At 61.5% G+C, this 17,750-nt stretch carries 12 protein-coding genes; 9 read left to right on the top strand and 3 right to left on the bottom strand.

Annotation, left to right across the window (positions count from 1 at the left end; genetic code table 11):
* Window positions 1-334: 334 nt before the first annotated feature.
* Entirely contained in the window at window positions 335-5,161 is a 4,827-nt protein-coding gene (locus J2Y39_RS11360) for an NEL-type E3 ubiquitin ligase domain-containing protein (protein ID WP_310217624.1), read from the top strand.
* Between the two features lie 3 nt (window positions 5,162-5,164).
* Here the strand turns inward: J2Y39_RS11360 and mnmC are convergent, their stop codons facing one another.
* Window positions 5,165-7,144 carry a bifunctional tRNA (5-methylaminomethyl-2-thiouridine)(34)-methyltransferase MnmD/FAD-dependent 5-carboxymethylaminomethyl-2-thiouridine(34) oxidoreductase MnmC gene (gene mnmC, locus J2Y39_RS11355; protein ID WP_310217621.1) on the bottom strand — a complete coding sequence of 660 codons (1,980 nt, stop codon included), beginning with the start codon at window positions 7,142-7,144 and terminating at the stop codon, window positions 5,165-5,167.
* A 224-nt stretch (window positions 7,145-7,368) separates the two neighbouring features.
* Between mnmC and pap the strand changes: the two genes are divergently transcribed.
* Window positions 7,369-8,883 carry a polyphosphate:AMP phosphotransferase gene (pap, locus tag J2Y39_RS11350; protein ID WP_310217619.1) on the top strand — a complete coding sequence of 505 codons (1,515 nt, stop codon included), beginning with the start codon at window positions 7,369-7,371 and terminating at the stop codon, window positions 8,881-8,883.
* 103 nt (window positions 8,884-8,986) lie between these two features.
* On the top strand, window positions 8,987-10,171 hold the full coding sequence (locus tag J2Y39_RS11345) for a thiolase family protein (protein WP_310217616.1): 1,185 nt from the start codon (window positions 8,987-8,989) through the stop codon (window positions 10,169-10,171).
* Window positions 10,172-10,274: 103 nt separating this feature from the next.
* On the opposite strand, the gene J2Y39_RS11340 is transcribed toward J2Y39_RS11345, so the two are convergent.
* On the bottom strand, window positions 10,275-10,466 hold the full coding sequence (locus J2Y39_RS11340) for a DUF6316 family protein (protein ID WP_130902159.1): 192 nt from the start codon (window positions 10,464-10,466) through the stop codon (window positions 10,275-10,277).
* 210 nt (window positions 10,467-10,676) lie between these two features.
* Between J2Y39_RS11340 and J2Y39_RS11335 the strand changes: the two genes are divergently transcribed.
* Complete coding sequence (locus J2Y39_RS11335) at window positions 10,677-11,636, top strand: DMT family transporter (protein ID WP_310217611.1); 960 nt, start codon at window positions 10,677-10,679, stop codon at window positions 11,634-11,636.
* 108 nt (window positions 11,637-11,744) lie between these two features.
* Here the strand turns inward: J2Y39_RS11335 and J2Y39_RS11330 are convergent, their stop codons facing one another.
* Window positions 11,745-13,139, bottom strand: a complete 1,395-nt coding sequence (locus J2Y39_RS11330; RefSeq protein WP_056788329.1) for a class II fumarate hydratase — start codon at window positions 13,137-13,139, stop codon at window positions 11,745-11,747.
* Window positions 13,140-13,330: 191 nt separating this feature from the next.
* Between J2Y39_RS11330 and J2Y39_RS11325 the strand changes: the two genes are divergently transcribed.
* From J2Y39_RS11325 to J2Y39_RS11305, 5 genes are all read left to right on the top strand, one after another.
* Entirely contained in the window at window positions 13,331-13,846 is a 516-nt protein-coding gene (locus J2Y39_RS11325; RefSeq protein ID WP_016770936.1) for a DUF2059 domain-containing protein, read from the top strand.
* Between the two features lie 12 nt (window positions 13,847-13,858).
* Window positions 13,859-14,158, top strand: coding sequence for a BolA family transcriptional regulator (locus J2Y39_RS11320; RefSeq protein WP_016770935.1), 300 nt, complete (start codon window positions 13,859-13,861; stop codon window positions 14,156-14,158).
* 152 nt (window positions 14,159-14,310) lie between these two features.
* Complete coding sequence (locus tag J2Y39_RS11315; protein WP_016770934.1) at window positions 14,311-15,252, top strand: rhodanese-related sulfurtransferase; 942 nt, start codon at window positions 14,311-14,313, stop codon at window positions 15,250-15,252.
* A gap of 35 nt (window positions 15,253-15,287) precedes the next feature.
* Window positions 15,288-15,890, top strand: coding sequence for a DsbA family protein (locus J2Y39_RS11310; protein ID WP_310218405.1), 603 nt, complete (start codon window positions 15,288-15,290; stop codon window positions 15,888-15,890).
* Window positions 15,883-17,700 (top strand): ABC transporter ATP-binding protein, encoded by a 1,818-nt coding sequence (locus J2Y39_RS11305; protein WP_076563770.1) that lies wholly within the window; start codon window positions 15,883-15,885, stop codon window positions 17,698-17,700. The genes J2Y39_RS11310 and J2Y39_RS11305 overlap by 8 nt, the downstream gene beginning before the upstream one ends.
* The last annotated feature ends 50 nt before the right edge of the window (window positions 17,701-17,750 follow it).

The raw sequence follows: 17,750 nt of genomic DNA, 5'->3' as shown, positions 1-17,750 counted from the left end.
GGTCAAGCCGTACCGCGCGAAAAGTGCGGGTACTCAGAAACTGACCTGTCTCGGTAGGTGGAGTTTTAGATCGATAAGTTATAAGGCGGCCACGCTGGCTCCGGCCGTAACGCTATCGGTGCGGATCGAGTCTCGGGATGTACCCCTGCGCCGTTACGCTTTTTTTGCATAAGCCCACACGTGCACGGACGTCCCGGGTGGGGTGGTGCAGGGCTGTTTTTTCCATACAAAAAAGCGTTTGATCTGCGTGGATTTTGTCCAGCATTTTGAACTGTTATCGGCTGCTCGGCAGCGCTAGGGTCAAGGCTTCAAATCGCAATAAAGGACTATTGCCATGCCCACCCAAGACAAGACAAATCCACAGATTCAGGCCTCGGTCCTGAGCACCTTGTACGCCGCGACCGGTGACCTCGATACCGCTGAAAGCCTGGAAAAAAGCCTGCCGGCGCATCTGCTCACGGCTTCTGCGGCCACGCTGAACAAGCTGGACGAAATCAATCGTGAACTGCACACCCTGCAAGTCAAAGTCGACAAGGATCTGACCCGGCTCAAACCATTGCACAGCTTCTGCATCAGCGAACTCAACGCGGCGCTGAGCGAGAAATGGCCAGCGGTCTATGACGTGAGCGAGGATCTGCTCAGCCTGCCCGGCGTCGATTGTAGCTGCGATGTGAAGGCGACGGATCAGGCCGAGATCGGCTTGGTCAGACACGCGACGCAAAGCCTGTTGCAGGCAGCCATGCAAAACTTCACCGCAGACGAGGAGCAGGCCGACGGTTTCCCCGCCGGCAGCCTGGTGCGCGTCAAGAGTGTGCCCGCTGGCGTGAAGGATCTGACGCCGGCAGCGTTCGCAGCGTTGTGCCGCAAGCTGGATCTGGGCAAGAAATACCAGGAGCATCTGCAGCAAGTGTTCGGTCTGCGTGAGGACTGCGGCAAAGTCGTGGCGACCAGTGCCATGACCCGCAATATCGCCGCATTGAAGCAATCGCTGCTGGAGCTGGACGCTCATCTTGCGGAGCTCAAGGGCGATATCACCGCAGCTGGTTTGCGCATGCTGCAGGATCTGATGCTGGCCGAAGGCGTCGCTTCGGCGCAGCACCTGCGCTACGGCAAAGACCCGATGATCATGCAGGGCATCAGAATCCTCGACAGCTGCGTTTGGGGCGTCGTGGTATTTTCCAAACGCTCCGTGGAACAACACCCTGAGGACGGATGCATGGTGTATATGCCCGGCGAGCCCGAGCGCGCCGTGTATGAGTACCCGAGTTTCAATGCGTTCAAGCGCTACCTCGCGCAACAACTCAAGAGCACGGAATATCAGGGGTATTTCGCCGGCAGCCTTGATGAAGATGACAAGGCTGACTTCTTCAAGGCGTTGGCTGAGAAACCCGATCTGGGCGTCGTCGAACAATGGCCGATCAATGTGCCGCTTTTTGATTTCATGGTGCAAAGCCATGTCGGCAAGTTGCAGATCGACGCGCGCAAACTGGCGGTGCCAAGCGCTGATATCGATGAAGAGATCCGACAGAAACGCCTGTTGGATTTCGTTCAGCGCGGGGTGACCGTGGCATCGGTGGCGGGGCTGTTCGTGCCGGTCCTGGGGCAATTGATGATGGGCGTCGCGGTCGGGCAGTTGCTCGGTGAGGTGTATGACGGCGTCGCGGACTGGCGTCGCGGTGATCATCAGGAAGCACTGTCACATCTGCTCAGTGTGGTAGAGAACATCGCATTGATGGGCGTTTTCGCCGGCGGTCAGAAGGTGCTGGGAACTGTGGGCAAAAAACTGCTGCGCACGCATCCGGAGTTCTTCGCGCAGTTCACCGCGATACTCGATCGGGCCGGCAAGCCACGCCTGTGGAAGTCCGATTTGAGCCCGTACGAGCATGCTTTGCCGGCCGGATTCACCATCGGTGCCGGTTCAAAGGAGTTCTACCAGATCGGCAACAAGACCATCGCCCGGTTCGAGCACCGCCTGTTGGCGGGCAACTTTGATATCGACACTCAGCACTGGCGCCTGGAACACCCCGCACGCGCACAAGCCTATGCTCCGGAATTGATCCGCCACGTCGAGGGCGGCTGGCGGTTCCCCGCTGAACAGCCCGAAGAATGGGGCAGCAGCGCCTACACGCTCAAGCGCATCGATCCGCAGTTGAGCGAATTTGCCGACAGCGACCTGGACATCCTTCGCCGGCTGAGCAACACCTCGCAGCAGACCTTGCTGGAGACCTTCAACGACAATCTGAGCCTGCCGGTACGCCTGCGCGATACCGTCGAGCGCGTGCGCATCGAGCGCCAGCTGCGTGAGTTGACCACGGAACTGGAAAACGGCGAGATCCACTCCGAGCAACCTCTGGAAGAACAGATGCACGCCTTGACGCAACTGCCGGGCTGGCCGACTGACCGATACCTTGAGGTCATCGGTCATGAAGGAGACGTCGAAACCACTTATCCTGCAAACAGCACGCTCGACGAAACCCTGGGAGTGCCGGTCACCCAAGGCCAGTTGGCACTCGGGCGCTTGCTGCAAACCGTCATCGATGGCCTCTACGAGCATGAAGTCGAGGCCTTGCTCGGCGGCAAAGTCGCGAAAAGCACGCAAGCCACCGGGCTGGCAAGAAAACTGGGTGCTGCGCTCAAATCCGATTACCGCGCGGCGTTCGAGCGGATGTACAAGCGCTATGACCACAGTGACGCGCAGGATCTGGGCAAATTACGCCAGGTCTTCGCCGACATTTCGGCGCGCCATGGTCAAAGGCTGATCGACCGCGCTTCGACTGTCGAGCGCCTGCACTTGCGCTCGACCGGGAGCGCGCCCTTGCGGTTGGGACAGCGGGCTCGGGCCGGCATTGCCGAGGTCCGGCTTGACCGGGCTTTGAGCGGGTTGCACTGGTCGTGGCTGGCCAATGCCGACACCGACAGGCTGGCCATGAAATTACTGCCGCGCCTGAGCGGCTGGAACGCGCAGCTGCGTCTGCAAGTCCGCGACAAGGCCTTGACCGGACCGATACTCGAAGACATCGGCGATGGGTCGGCGACCTCGGAAAATACCGGCTATCTGGTGAAGTCCACGCAGGGCTATGAGGCGTTTGGCGGCGACAAAAAATCCTTGGGCAAGGTGGCATCCGGCCCCGACGCTTTGTACATGGCCATCCTCAAGGCATTGCCGCCACGTCAGCGGACCGCACTCGGGTTTGCCGATACCGGACAGGTCAGTACGCAACAGTTACGCAAAAAGCTGCTCAACGTTGCCCTCGACGAACGCGAGGGCACTGCGCGGGCATTGCGCGGCGGCAGTACGGAATCACTTCCCGTCGAGCCGGCCTGTGTGCAAGGCGATCAGGTCCCCGCGACAGCTCATTCACGCACACTGCTGCGCAAAGCGCGCAGGCTTTATCCGCGTCTGAGCGAGCCGCAGCTCAATCAATTGCTCAACGAACTGGGCGATGATCCGTTGAGCCGTGCGACCCGGATCAAAGCCCTGCGTCAGGATCTGCAAACCCTGCGTGACGCGCTGTTTGTCTGGAGTGAAGATGGCGCCGCGCTGCAAGCCATGGGGGGCGATCTGGCTGAAGCGCGGCACAGTCGGAAAATGGCCGCCGAGCTGATCGAAGAAGCGTTTCGACGCTTTCATTGGGCCACCAACGAAGAGGGAAAGAATCTCTGTACCCTCGACCTTGACGGCATGCGCATCGGTAAGGTGCCGACGTTACCGTCGTCGGTGAGCTTCGACCATGTCGAGCAATTGTCGATGCGGAACATGGCGCTGGGTGATGATGTTGCGTACTTCCTCAAGACCTTCAAACAGCTCGATTCGCTGGAACTGGGCAGCAACGCGATCACCCGGCTGCCTGAAATGTTGTCGCACATGCCGCGTCTGCAACGGCTGAGCCTGGCAAACAATCAGCTCAAGCTCACCGAGCAGACCCTGGCGAAGCTGAACAGGTTGAGCACTCTGCGCTACCTGAATCTGGACAAGAATCCGTTGGGCGCCACCCCGGATTTCAGCCGAATGTCGCAACTGCGTCGCTTGTCGCTGAACGATACCGGCATCACCGAACTGCCAGGAGGCCTTGATCATTCTGCGCACATTGAACTGATGGATCTGAGCGCCAACAAAATCACAGAACTGCCTGAGTGGTTGTTCGAGAAATCACGCCGTTTCACCGGCGCACTCAAGTTGGGACTCAATCCCTTTTCCGAAACGACCAAAACGCATCTGGAGAATTATCGCGATAATTTCGGCATCGGTATGGACTATGTCGCCGATGACATCGCACGGATGAACGAGCAAACGGCGCGCTCGCTCTGGTTGACCAAGGTCAGTGGCGAAGAGTGGGCAGAGCAGTCGCGCATCTGGGCGGCATTGCGTAGCGATCAGACGGCCGATGGCTTGTTCACTTTGCTGGCGCAACTGGGCGATACGGCGGACGGCAAACTGGGCAGCGCTGACATGCAGCGACGTGTCTGGGCGGTACTGAAGGCGGCGGAAGCTGACGAGCCGCTGGGTCGTCAACTGCTCGACATCGCGGCCGATCCGCTTCACTGCACCGATAACGCGGCGCTGGTTTTCAGTCGCCTTGAAGTCGCAGTGGAAGTCGAGCGGGTGAGCCGCGCCGCAAGCGGCCGAAGGGTTACTGCCAAGGCGCTGTTGGAACTGGGCCGCAGCCTGTTCCGGCTGGACAAGCTGGAAGACATCGCCCGGGAGCATTCGCTCCGGGTGCCAAAGGTCGATGCGCTGGAAATGAACCTGGCTTACCGCATCGGCCTCACCGATGCGCTGGGGCTGCGCGGTCAACCGAAAGATATGCTGTTCAGTGCCCAGAGTGGCGTGACGGCCGCGGATCTTGAGGTGGCAAAAAATCGCGTCATGAGCGCCGAACTTTCCCCGCAATGGCTGGAATACATGCAGGGGCGCACGTTCTGGCGTGACTATCTGCGACGCACATTTGTCCGCAAGTTTGCGCTGATCGATGACCTGTACGACCCACAGATGAGCGCACTGTTCGACAAGAAGGACACGCTGCCCTCTGGCGATTATTTGAGTCAGAACCAGGCACTCAAGCTGGAAAAGGACCAGGCTGAAGACGTGCTGTTCAAGAGCCTGACGGAAGACGCGATACGGCTGATGGATCTGGGCATTTGTGCAATGCCCGATACGTGAAATTCACTTGCCGCGAATCAACTGCCGTAAGGCGAAACGATTGGGATGGCAGGCTTCGGCCACACTGCGTGGTAACGGCAGCGGCTCGTTGTCCAGCCATGCGGCAAGCAGTTCGCCGGACAGTGGCGCGGTGATCAGCCCGCGAGAACCGTGGCCGCTGTTGACGTACAGGCCATCGAGCCACGGGCAGGCGATGTCCGGGACTTGCCGGGCGTCCTTGCTCAACGCCGCGTAAGTCTGGACAAAGGCTGCGCGGTCGGCGAGCGGGCCGACAATCGGCAGGTAATCGGGGCTGGTGCAGCGGAAAGCTGCCCGGCCCTCAAGGTTCTCAAGCGGCTGCTCGCTGATTTTCAGGCGGGTCAGCAGGTCGCTGGAAATTTCTTCGAGCATCGCCAGATTGCCTTGGTGCTCGGCAGTCGTGGGCGTCAGGTCGTCGCTGTTGAAGTCGAAACTCGCGCCCAGGGTGTGCTCGCCCAGACGCGCCGGGGCGACGTAGCCTTCGGCGCACACCACGGTGGCCAGCGCATGACTTTCTGCGGTTTCAGGCAGACGCGTGATCTGCCCGCGAATGCGCTTGAGCGGCAATTCGGCGCTCTGGGCAAAGCGATTGATTTCCGCGGCACCGGCGAGGATCACCACTGGCGCACTGGCGAGCAGACGCTCGCCGTCGAAGGCTTGCCACTGGTCAGCGACTTTGCGCAGTTCCAAAGCTTCGTGATGGCTGAGCAATTCAATGTTGGCGTGCATCGCCTGGGCCTGACACAGTGCCGGCGGATGCACCCAGCCACCCTCGGGGTAGAACAAACCGCCATGGGCCACGCCGACACCGGCGCGAGCCTGCGCTTGCGGCTGTTCCAGCCACTGCAAGAGATCTTCAGGAAACGCCGCCGCCAGTTGCCCGTGGCGCTCGGCTTCCTTGGCATTGAACGCCAGTTGCAGCACGCCGCAGTCATCCCAGTCGCTGCCGCGTTGCAGGCTTTCCAGCAGGCGCCGGGTGTAGCCGAAGCCGCTGACGATCAACTGCGACAACGCGGTGCCATGGGCGGACAACTTGAGATAGAGCACGCCTTGCGGATTCCCCGAAGCTTCCTGCGCCACCGCCGCGTGGCGCTCGAGCAGACTCACCTGCCAGCCGCGCGCCGCCAGGCTCGACGCTGTCGCGCAGCCAGCCAGGCCGGCGCCGATCACCAGCGCCCGGCGTTCACCGCGCAACGGAGCAGGGCGGGCGAACCAGGGTTTCGCCGGTAGCGGCGCCGCCACCTCGGCGGGCCAGCCGAGAAACTCGCCACGCAGGATTTCCCATTTGTGGCCGATGCCCGGCGTGCGCTTCATCTTGAACCCGGCAGCATTGAGCAGACGGCGGACCCAACCGGTGCTGGTGAAAGTGCTGATGGTCGAGCCCGGCGCAGCCAGCCGCGCCAGTTCGACGAACAGTTCAGCAGTCCACATGTCCGGATTTTTCGCCGGGGCGAAACCGTCGAGAAACCACGCGTCGATCTGTGCATCGAGTTGCGGCAGTTGCTCCAGCGCATCGCCGATCAGCAAGGTCAGCGTCACGCGGCCGTTGGCCAGAGTGATGCGTTGAAAGCCTTGATGAATCGCCACGTAATGCCTGAGCAACTGATCCGCCAACGGCATGAGTTCTGGCCACAGTGCCAAGGCTCGGCGCAGATCCGCAGGCGCCAGCGGGTACTTCTCGACGCTGACAAAATGCAAGCGCGCGCCGGCCACCGCGTGCTGTTCGAACAACTGCCAGGCACAGAGAAAATTCAACCCGGTGCCGAAACCGGTTTCGCCAATGACCAGACGTCCATCCGCCGGCAGCGCAGCGAAACGCTCGGCCAGACGGTTCTGTTCGAGAAACACGTAACGGGTTTCCTCCAGCCCCGACTGGTCGGAAAAATACACGTCATCGAACACCCGTGAACGTGGGCGTCCCTGGTCGTCCCAGTCGAGTTGGGCGTGGGGCATTTCGGCTTTCATGGCAGGCTCGGCAAACACAAGGCGGCCATTCTAGCCGATCGCGCGCGAGCTGCCTGATCCAGCACAAGACGGGATTTGGGCGTGTCAGGGAAAATTTCAAAAGATCGCAGCCTTCGGTAACTCCTACAGGGAAACGCATTGCAAATGTAGCTGCCGAAGGCTGCGATCTGTTCAGGTGCTGCAATCATCCGCTAGTCTTGCTGAACCCTGGAAGGAGCCGTCCAATGTTTGAATCCGCTGAAATCGGTCACGCCATCGACAAAGACACTTACGAGGCGGCCGTCCCTGCGCTGCGTGAAGCCTTGCTGGAAGCGCAGTTCGAGTTGCAGCAGCAGAAGCGCTTTCCGGTGATCATCCTGATCAACGGCATCGAAGGGGCGGGCAAGGGCGAGACGGTCAAACTACTCAATGAATGGATGGATCCGCGCCTGATCGAAGTGCGCACCTTCGACCAGCAAACCGATGAAGAACTGGCGCGGCCACCGGCCTGGCGCTACTGGCGGATGCTGCCGGCCAAGGGGCGGATGGGCGTGTTCTTCGGCAACTGGTACAGCCAGATGCTCCAGGGGCGGGTGCATGGGTTGTTCAAGGATCCGCGTCTGGACCAGGCCATCGCCGGCGCAGAGCGTCTGGAAAAGATGCTCTGCGATGAAGGCGCGTTGATCTTCAAGTTCTGGTTTCACCTGTCCAAGAAGCAGATGAAAGCGCGGCTCAAATCACTGGCCGACGACCCGTTGCACAGTTGGCGCATCAGTCCGCTGGACTGGCAGCAATCACAGACTTACGACAAATTCGTCAAATATGGCGAGCGGGTGTTGCGCCGCACCAGCCGCGATTACGCGCCGTGGCATGTCATCGAAGGTGCCGATGCCAATTACCGCAGCCTGGCGGTGGGCAAGATTCTCCTCGAAGGTCTGCAAAACGCGCTCAAGCGTGCCGACGTCAATCCACACGAAGTCAGTGCCGCGCCGCTGGGTACGCCGGTCGATCAGTTGAACCTGCTCGACAGCCTCGACCTGACGCAGCGTCTGGACAAGAAAGACTATGAAGAGCAACTGATCACCGAGCAGGCGCGCCTGTCCGGGCTGATGCGCGACAAACGCATGCGTCGCCATGCGCTGATCGCGGTGTTCGAGGGTAACGACGCGGCGGGCAAGGGCGGGGCGATTCGCCGCGTGGCAGCGGCGCTCGATCCGCGTCAGTACAGCATCGTCCCGATTGCCGCACCGACCGAAGAAGAGCGCGCACAACCGTATCTGTGGCGGTTCTGGCGACACCTCCCGGCGCGGGGCAAATTCACCGTGTTCGACCGCTCCTGGTACGGACGGGTGCTGGTCGAGCGGATCGAGGGCTTCTGCACCCCGGCCGACTGGCTGCGCGCCTACGGCGAAATCAATGACTTCGAAGAGCAACTGGCCGATGCCGGCGTCATCGTGGTCAAGTTCTGGCTGGCGATCGACAAGGACACGCAGATGGAGCGCTTTCAGGAGCGCGAGGAGATTTCCTTCAAGCGTTTCAAGATCACCGAGGACGACTGGCGCAATCGGGAAAAGTGGGACGACTATCGCCGGGCGGTCGGCGACATGGTCGATCGCACCAGCACCGAGATCGCGCCATGGACGCTGATCGAAGCCAACGATAAACGCTGGGCACGGGTGAAAGTATTGCGCACGATCAACCGCGCGCTGGAAGACGCGTTCGAGAAATCCGACAAGAAGGCCAAAAAGCACAAGGACTGAAGCGATGGCCGCGCATACGCCGGGTGAATGATCCTCGCGGTCGGCAAGAAGGTGGACTTATGCTCAAGTCCACTTTCAACCGACAACAACAATGAGGTATGCCATGCGTGAAGTGGTGATCGTCGACAGCGTGCGGACCGGCCTGGCCAAATCCTTTCGCGGCAAGTTCAACCAGACCCGCCCCGATGACATGGCGGCCCACTGCGTCAATGCGCTGCTGACCCGCAACGATATCGACCCGGCCAGCGTCGAGGACTGCATCGTCGGCGCCGGCTCCAACGAGGGCGCGCAGGGCTACAACATCGGCCGCAACGTCGCGGTACTGTCGCGCCTGGGCACCGGCACTGCCGGCATGACCCTCAACCGTTTCTGCTCGTCGGGTTTGCAGGCGATCGCGATTGCCGCCAACCAGATCGCCTCCGGTTGCAGCGACATCATCGTCGCCGGCGGCGTCGAGTCGATCAGCCTGACCCTGAAGAGCGTCAACACCGATCACCTGATCAACCCGCTGCTCAAGCAACAGACTCCCGGCATCTACTACACCATGGGCCAGACCGCCGAAGTGGTGGCGCGCCGTTACGATGTCAGTCGCGAGGCGCAGGATCGCTATGCGCTGCAAAGCCAGATCCGTACCGCTCAGGCCCAGGCTGCCGGTCTGTTCGACGATGAAATCGTGCCGATGGCGGTGAAATATCGGGTCGAGGACAAGAACAGCGGTGAAGTGCAGATTGTCGACGGCGTCGTCGAGCGCGACGACTGCAACCGCCCGGACACCACCTACGAAAGCCTTGCCGGACTGAAACCGGTGTTCGCCGACGACGGTTCGGTGACGGCGGGCAATTCCTCGCAGCTGTCCGACGGTGCCTCGATGACACTGGTGATGAGTCTGGACAAAGCGCTGGAGCTGGGGCTCAAGCCGAAGGCGTTTTTCCGTGGCTTTACCGTCGCCGGTTGCGAGCCGGACGAAATGGGCATCGGCCCGGTGTTCTCGGTGCCGAAACTGCTCAAGGCGAAGGGCTTGCAGGTAGCGGATATCGACCTGTGGGAATTGAACGAGGCGTTTGCTTCGCAGTGCCTGTACAGCCGCGACCGGCTGGAGATCGACAACGACAAATACAACGTCAATGGCGGCTCGATTTCCATCGGCCACCCGTTCGGCATGACCGGCTCGCGCCAGGTAGGGCATCTGATCCGGGAATTGCAGCGGCGCAATCTGCGCTACGGCATCGTCACCATGTGCGTGGGTGGCGGGATGGGGGCGAGTGGGTTGTTTGAGGCGGTGCGCTAAAGGATTGGTTGCCCGTTCAGGCCCCTTCGCGAGCAGGCTCGCTCCCACAGGTGATCGCATTCCCCTGTGGGAGCGAGCCTGCTCGCGAAGGCAGCGCCACGGTTCAGCGGCTGGAATCCCGCCGCTGCATCCGCGCTATATAAGCCTGAATCTCCCGCTCGATCACCTGACCGTCAAACGGCCCCTCAAGGGTATTTTCCCGGGTGCTGAAATACAGCTCGCCATTGACCCGGCACACGCGGTCGCTGCGAAAACGGGTGGCGGGGGCGCTGTCCTCGGCGCGCATGGCGTACATGTCGGTCTCCCTGATCAATGCGTTGAAAAGTCTGCAATCAGCTTATGCCTGAAGCACTTGGCGCGCCTGCCCGGCCGATCAACGGCGGCGCGCCGGTTTACTGCTGCGACCTGCACAGTTTCATTCGCGGCCTGGCGGCAACTGTCCCTGTGTTGCACGGGACAGGGCGCCTAGAATGCAGGCTCTTGTCAGCAGGCTTTTGGGGTTCGCATGCACATTTCATCGGGGCGCTGGGTGTACGGATTGTTCCTGGCGCTGCTGACCGCGTTTCTGTGGGGCATCCTGCCGATCAAGCTCAAACAGGTATTGCAGGTGATGGACCCGGTCACGGTGACCTGGTTTCGTCTGATGGTTTCCGGCGGCTGCCTGTTCATTTATCTGGCTTCGGTCAAGCGCCTGCCAAGTCGCAAGGTGCTCGGGCCGAAGGGCGGCTGGCTGGTGCTGATGGCGGTACTGGGGCTGGTCGGCAATTACGTGCTGTACCTGATGGGCCTCAACCTGCTCAGCCCCGGCACCGCGCAACTGGTGGTGCAAATGGGTCCGATCATGCTGCTGATCGCCAGCCTGTTCGTGTTCAAGGAGCGCTTCAGCATCGGCCAGGGCCTCGGCTTGCTGGTGCTGTTGATCGGCTTTGGCCTGTTCTTCAATCAGCGCCTGGCCGAGCTGCTGACTTCGCTCTCTGATTACACCGCCGGCGTGCTGTTGGTGCTGCTGGCGTCGACGGTCTGGACCTTCTACGCGCTGGGCCAGAAGCAATTGCTGACTGTGTGGAATTCGTTGCAGGTGATGATGGTGATCTACCTGTTCTGCGGGCTCTTGCTGACGCCGTGGGTACATCCACTTGAAGCGCTCAATCTGAGCCCGTTGCAGGGCTGGCTGTTGCTGGCGTGCTGCATGAACACCTTGATCGCCTACGGCGCATTCGCCGAAGCGCTGGCGCACTGGGAAGCCTCGCGAGTCAGCGCGACGCTGGCGATCACGCCGTTGGTGACATTCGTTGCGGTGGCGATTGCGGCGCGGATCTGGCCCGAGTATGTGCATGCCGAGGAGATCAACGCCCTGGGCTATGGCGGGGCGGTGCTGGTGGTGCTGGGTTCGGCGCTGGTGGCGTTGGGGCCATCGTTGATTGCCGGGCTCAGGGCGCGGCGGGCCAGGGTTGTGCCAGGCTGACGATCGGCGGCGCCTGTATTCGCGAGCAGGCTCGCTCCCACTTTGCAATGCAATTTTCCTGTGGGAGCGAGCCTGCTCGCGAAGACGGACTTTCAGGCGCTACATGACTCAGCCCTTGGCCCCGGCCTCGATCATGTTCTCCGGGCGCACCCAGGCATCGAACTCTTCATCAGTCAGATAACCCAGCTGCAACGCCGCCTCACGCAAAGTCAGCCCTTCGCTGTAAGCCTTCTTGGCGATCTCCGCCGACTTGTCATAACCGATGTGCGGGTTCAGCGCGGTCACCAGCATCAGCCCACGTTCCAGATGCCTGGCCATGACCTCCGCATCCGGCTCGAGCCCGGCGATGCAGTGCTGCTGGAAGTTGCTGCAACCGTCGCCGAGCAGACGGATCGATTGCAGCAGATTGTGAATGATCACCGGTTTGAACACGTTCAACTGCAAGTGCCCCTGACTGGCGGCAAAACCGATCGCCACGTCATTGCCGAGCACCTGGCAGGCGAGCATCGACAGCGCTTCGCACTGGGTCGGGTTGACCTTGCCGGGCATGATCGAACTGCCCGGTTCGTTGGCCGGCAGCTTCACTTCAGCAAAACCTGCGCGAGGACCTGAGCCCAGCAGACGCAAGTCGTTGGCGATTTTCATCAAGGCCACGGCGAGGGTTTTCAGTGCGCCGGACAGGGTCACCAGCGGCTCATGGCCGGCCAGTGCAGCGAACTTGTTCGGCGCGGTGACGAACGGCAGACCGGACAGTGCTGCGAGTTCAGCGGCAATCGCCTCACCGAAGCCGTGCGGCGAATTCAGCCCGGTGCCGACCGCAGTGCCGCCCTGCGCCAGTTCGCAGACCGCCGGCAGCGCGGCGCGGATGGCGCGCTCGGCATAATCCAGTTGCGCGATGAAGCCGGACAATTCCTGACCGAAGGTGATCGGCGTCGCGTCCATCATGTGCGTGCGCCCGGTCTTCACCAGTTTCATGTGCCGTGCCGCCAGTTCAGCGAGGCCGCCGGACAGCTCGGCAATCGCCGGCAGCAGTTGTTCCTGCACCGCTTTGGCGGTGGCGATGCTCATGGCGGTGGGGAAGCAGTCGTTGGAACTTTGCGAGCGATTGACGTGATCGTTCGGGTGCACCGGCGACTTGCCGCCGCGCGGGTTGCCGGCCAGTTCGTTGGCGCGACCGGCGATCACTTCGTTGACGTTCATGTTGCTCTGGGTACCGCTGCCGGTCTGCCAGACCACCAGCGGGAACTGCTCGTCATGCTCGCCGGCGAGCACTTCATCGGCGGCCTGTTCGATCAGGCGAGCGATGTCGGCGGGCAGGTCGCCGTTGCGGTCGTTGACCCGTGCGGCGGCTTTCTTGATCAGCGCCAGGGCGTGCAGCACCGGTAGCGGCATGCGTTCCTGACCGATTGCGAAGTTGATCAGCGAGCGTTGCGTCTGAGCACCCCAGTAAGCGTCGTCCGGGACCTCGATCTGGCCCAGGCTGTCGGTTTCGATACGGCTCATCGTGCACACTCCTGTTGGTCTGTTGGCGCAATTTAGGCCGGCATCGGCCCGGGTGGTTCCATCGGCTCGATTGTTGACCGCAAAACCCCGCCAATCAAGCGCGGCAAGGGCCGGGGGTTGAGCCATAGCGATTGTTAGGCGCAGAATGGTCGCCCTTGGGGTTCGACCTCGCTTTGCTTAAAGGAAACTCGATGACTCGTCTTCGCGCCATCTGTACCGCGGTTGCACTGGTTTGCGCCAGCGGCCAGGTGCTTGCCGATACCGCCAGCCACAACGCCAGTGCCGAAGCTTTCCTGACGCTGGCTCACGCTGACAAGCTGGGTACCCCGGTGTACATGCAAGTGCAGCAAATGTTCGCCCAGCGCTTTGAACAGACCAAAGCCCCTGAGTCGAAGAAAGCCGTGCTCGAAACCTACCAGGCCAAGGCCAACGCCGCGCTGGACCAGGCCATCGGCTGGAACAAGCTCAAGCCCGACATGGTCAAGCTCTACACCAGCAACTTCAGCGAATCCGAGCTGAAAGATCTGGTTGCCTTCTACCAGTCGCCACTGGGCAAGAAAGTCCTGGAAAAAATGCCGCAGCTGACCCAGCAGTCGGCGCAGATGACCCAGGGCAAACTGGAAAGCGCGGTGCCAGTGGTCAACAAGCTGCTCGACGACATGACCAAAGAGCTGACCCCGGCCGCGGCGCCAGCCAAGAAGAAGTAAGCGGAGTTCGTGATGACCATGCAACAACGCATCGAATCGACGCTGGCTCTGTTACAGCCTGAGCACCTGCAAGTGCTGGACGAAAGCCACATGCACAGTCGCGGGTCACAGACCCACTACAAGGCGGTGGTGGTCAGCGCGCAGTTCGAAGGCCTGAACCGGGTCAAGCGCCACCAGAAAGTCTACGGCACGCTCGGCGAGCTGATGGGCGAGTTCCATGCGTTGGCGCTGCACACCTACACCCCGCAGGAATGGGCAGAGATCGACGGCGCTCCGGCGTCGCCGACCTGTGCCGGCGGTAGCAAACATTAAGATCAAAAGATCGCAGCCTTCGGCAGCTCCTACAGGGCACAGCCGCAGGCGGTGATGTTTTTTGCTAGAATCCGCAACGCGCCGCTTAGCCGGCGCGTTTTTTATTGAATCCGGTTCACCCTTTGCGAGGGTAGCCACCTGGAGAAATACCCATGACACAACCGATTGTCGTGGCGGCACTGTATAAGTTCGTCACCCTCGAAGATTACGTTGACCTGCGCGAGCCACTGCTGCAAGCGATGGTCGACAACGGCATCAAAGGCACTCTGCTGATCGCCGAAGAAGGCATCAACGGCACGGTTTCCGGCAGCCGCGAAGGCATTGACGGTCTGCTCGCCTGGCTCAAGAACGATCCGCGCATGGTCGACATTGACCACAAGGAATCGTACTGCGACGAACAGCCGTTCTATCGCACCAAGGTCAAGCTGAAGAAAGAGATCGTCACCCTCGGCGTTGAAGGCGTTGACCCGAACAAGAAGGTCGGCACCTACGTCGAGCCGCAGGACTGGAACGCACTGATCAGCGACCCGGAAGTGCTGCTGATCGACACGCGCAACGATTACGAAGTGTCGATCGGCACCTTCGAAGGCGCCATCGATCCGAAAACCACCAGTTTTCGCGAATTTCCCGACTACATCAAAGAACACTTCGACCCGGCCGTGCACAAGAAGGTCGCGATGTTCTGCACCGGCGGCATTCGCTGCGAGAAAGCCTCGAGCTACATGCTCGGCGAGGGCTTCGAAGAGGTTTACCACCTCAAGGGCGGCATCCTGAAGTACCTCGAAGAGGTGCCGCAGGAAGAAACCAAATGGCGCGGCGACTGCTTCGTCTTCGACAACCGCGTCACCGTGCGTCACGACCTGACGGAAGGCGACTACGATCAATGTCATGCCTGCCGCACGCCGGTCAGCGTTGAAGATCGCGCCTCCGAGCACTACGTCGCCGGCATCAGTTGCCCGCATTGCTGGGACAAGCTCAGCGAGAAAACCCGGCGCAGCGCCATCGATCGGCAAAAGCAGATCGAACTGGCCAAGGCGCGCAACCAGCCGCACCCGATCGGCTACAACTATAAGCAAGCATCCACCGAGGCTTAACCATGTCTGCGCGCCTGCTCTACGTGATGGATCCGATGTGTTCATGGTGCTGGGGTTTTGGTCCGGTGGCCAAGGCACTGGTCGAGCAGGCGCAGGCAGCCGGAGTGGAGCTGCATCTGGTGGTCGGCGGGTTGCGCACCGGCAGCGGTTCGGCGCTGGAGCCGACCACGCGGCGCTACATTCTCGAGCACTGGCAAGCGGTCACCGAGGCCACCGGCCAGCCGTTCAAGTTCGACGGCGCGTTGCCTGACGGTTTTGTCTACGACACCGAGCCTGCCTGTCGCGCTATTGTCACCGCGCGCAGTCTGGCGCCGGATTGCGCGTGGACACTGGTCGGGCTGATCCAGCAGGCGTTTTACGCCGAAGGTCGCGATGTCACCCAGGCCAGCGTGCTGGTCGAACTGGCGGAGCAGGCCGGTGTGCCGCGTATCGAATTCGCGGCGTTGTTCGATCATGCCGATCAGCACAAGGCGACCCAGGCCGATTTCACCTGGGTGCAGGACTTGGGCATCGCTGGTTTTCCGACCCTGCTGGCCGAGCGCAACGGGCAACTGGCGCTGCTCACCAACGGTTATCAACCGCTCAGCGAGCTGTCGCCGTTGCTCGGCCGCTGGCTGGAGCGCGCGGCCTGTGTCTGACCGCGCCGATGACACGCCAGCCGTAGAGCGTGTCGACCGGCTGAGCTGGGCTGAAGTCCGGCGTCTGGCACTGCATCACAAGAAATCCCTGTGGATCGCCAACGGCGTGGCCGTGCTGGCGACGCTGTGCAGCGTGCCGATCCCGTTGCTGCTGCCGTTGCTGGTCGACGAAGTGCTGCTCGGCCACGGCGATGCCGCGCTGAAAGTCATGAACCATTTCCTGCCGAGCATGTGGCAGCAGGCGGCGGGTTATATCGGCCTGATGCTGGTGGTGACCCTGACCTTGCGTTGCAGCGCCCTGTGTTTTGGCGTGTTGCAGTCGCGGTTGTTCGCGCGCCTGGCCAAGGACATCGTCTACCGCATTCGCGTGCGCCTGATCGAGCGGCTCAAGCGCATTTCCCTCGGCGAATACGAAAGCCTCGGCAGCGGCACAGTGACAACGCACCTGGTCACCGATCTGGATACCCTCGACAAATTCGTCGGCGAAACCCTCAGCCGCTTCCTCGTCGCGATGCTGACCCTGGTCGGCACCGCCAGCATCCTCATGTGGATGCACTGGAAGCTGGCGCTGCTGATTCTGCTGTTCAACCCGTTGGTGATCTATGCCACGGTGCAGCTCGGCAAACGCGTCAAACACCTGAAAAAACTCGAGAACGACAGCACCTCGCGCTTCACCCAGGCACTGAGCGAAACCCTCGATGCGATTCAGGAAGTGCGCGCCGGCAACCGCCAGGGCTATTTCCTCGGGCGCCTCGGTTTGCGCGCGCAGGAGGTGCGCAACTACGCAGTCAACTCGCAGTGGAAAACCGACGCCTCGAACCGCGCCAGTGGTTTGCTGTTCCAGTTCGGCATCGACATCTTCCGCGCAGCGGCGATGCTCACCGTGCTGTTTTCCGACCTGTCGATCGGGCAGATGCTCGCGGTGTTCAGTTACCTGTGGTTCATGATCGGCCCGGTCGAACAGCTGCTCAATCTGCAATACGCCTATTACGCGGCGGGCGGTGCGCTGACGCGGATCAATGAATTGCTGGCGCGCGCCGACGAGCCGCAGTATCCCGGCGGCGTCGATCCGTTCAAGGGACGCGACACCGTCGGCATCGAGGTGCAAGGCCTGAGCTTCGGTTACGGCGACGAGTTGGTGCTGGATCAGATGAACCTGTCGATCCTGCCCGGCGAAAAAGTCGCGATCGTCGGCGCCAGCGGCGGCGGCAAAAGTACCTTGGTGCAGTTGCTGCTGGGCCTGTACACGCCAGCGGCCGGGACCATCCGCTTTGGCGGGTCGACCCAGCAGGAGATCGGTCTGGAGACGGTGCGCGAGAACGTCGCGGTGGTGCTGCAGCATCCGGCGCTGTTCAACGACAGCGTGCGCGCCAACCTGACCATGGGCCGCATGCGCAGCGACGAAGCCTGCTGGCAGGCGCTGGAAATTGCGCAGATGGCCGCGACCATCCGTGCGCTGCCCGCTGGCCTCGACAGCATCGTTGGTCGCTCCGGCGTGCGTTTGTCCGGCGGTCAGCGCCAGCGTCTGGCGATTGCGCGGATGATTCTCGCCGAGCCGAAAGTGGTGATTCTCGACGAGGCCACTTCGGCCCTCGATGCCGCCACCGAGTACAACCTGCACCAGGCGATGGCGAAATTTCTCCATGGCCGCACCACGCTGATCATTGCCCATCGCCTGTCGGCGGTGAAACAGGCGGACCGCGTGCTGGTATTCGACGGCGGGCAGATCGCCGAGGACGGCGACCATCGCCAACTGATCGCCGACGGCGGTCTGTACGCCAAGCTCTACGGCAACTTGCAACAGCACTGATCGAAACCCTTGCCGACCTGTCAGAGGTTCTGCGCGCGGTGTAACGCCGC

The sequence above is a fragment of the Pseudomonas sp. 2957 genome (genome assembly GCF_031456345.1).
GTDB lineage: Bacteria > Pseudomonadota > Gammaproteobacteria > Pseudomonadales > Pseudomonadaceae > Aquipseudomonas > Aquipseudomonas siliginis.
The sequence above is the reverse complement of the archived record's forward strand: the minus strand, read 5'-3'. Positions and strand labels throughout refer to the sequence as shown.

Coding starts and splice junctions, on each gene's coding strand:
- J2Y39_RS11340 (WP_130902159.1), bottom strand. CDS start 10,466: ATGTACGCCATGCGCGCCGAGGACAGCGCCCCCGCCACCCGTTTTCGC.
- J2Y39_RS11330 (WP_056788329.1), bottom strand. CDS start 13,139: ATGAGCCGTATCGAAACCGACAGCCTGGGCCAGATCGAGGTCCCGGAC.
- J2Y39_RS11320 (WP_016770935.1), top strand. CDS start 13,859: ATGACCATGCAACAACGCATCGAATCGACGCTGGCTCTGTTACAGCCT.
- pap (WP_310217619.1), top strand. CDS start 7,369: ATGTTTGAATCCGCTGAAATCGGTCACGCCATCGACAAAGACACTTAC.
- J2Y39_RS11310 (WP_310218405.1), top strand. CDS start 15,288: ATGTGTTCATGGTGCTGGGGTTTTGGTCCGGTGGCCAAGGCACTGGTC.
- J2Y39_RS11315 (WP_016770934.1), top strand. CDS start 14,311: ATGACACAACCGATTGTCGTGGCGGCACTGTATAAGTTCGTCACCCTC.
- J2Y39_RS11335 (WP_310217611.1), top strand. CDS start 10,677: ATGCACATTTCATCGGGGCGCTGGGTGTACGGATTGTTCCTGGCGCTG.
- J2Y39_RS11325 (WP_016770936.1), top strand. CDS start 13,331: ATGACTCGTCTTCGCGCCATCTGTACCGCGGTTGCACTGGTTTGCGCC.
- J2Y39_RS11345 (WP_310217616.1), top strand. CDS start 8,987: ATGCGTGAAGTGGTGATCGTCGACAGCGTGCGGACCGGCCTGGCCAAA.
- mnmC (WP_310217621.1), bottom strand. CDS start 7,144: ATGAAAGCCGAAATGCCCCACGCCCAACTCGACTGGGACGACCAGGGA.
- J2Y39_RS11360 (WP_310217624.1), top strand. CDS start 335: ATGCCCACCCAAGACAAGACAAATCCACAGATTCAGGCCTCGGTCCTG.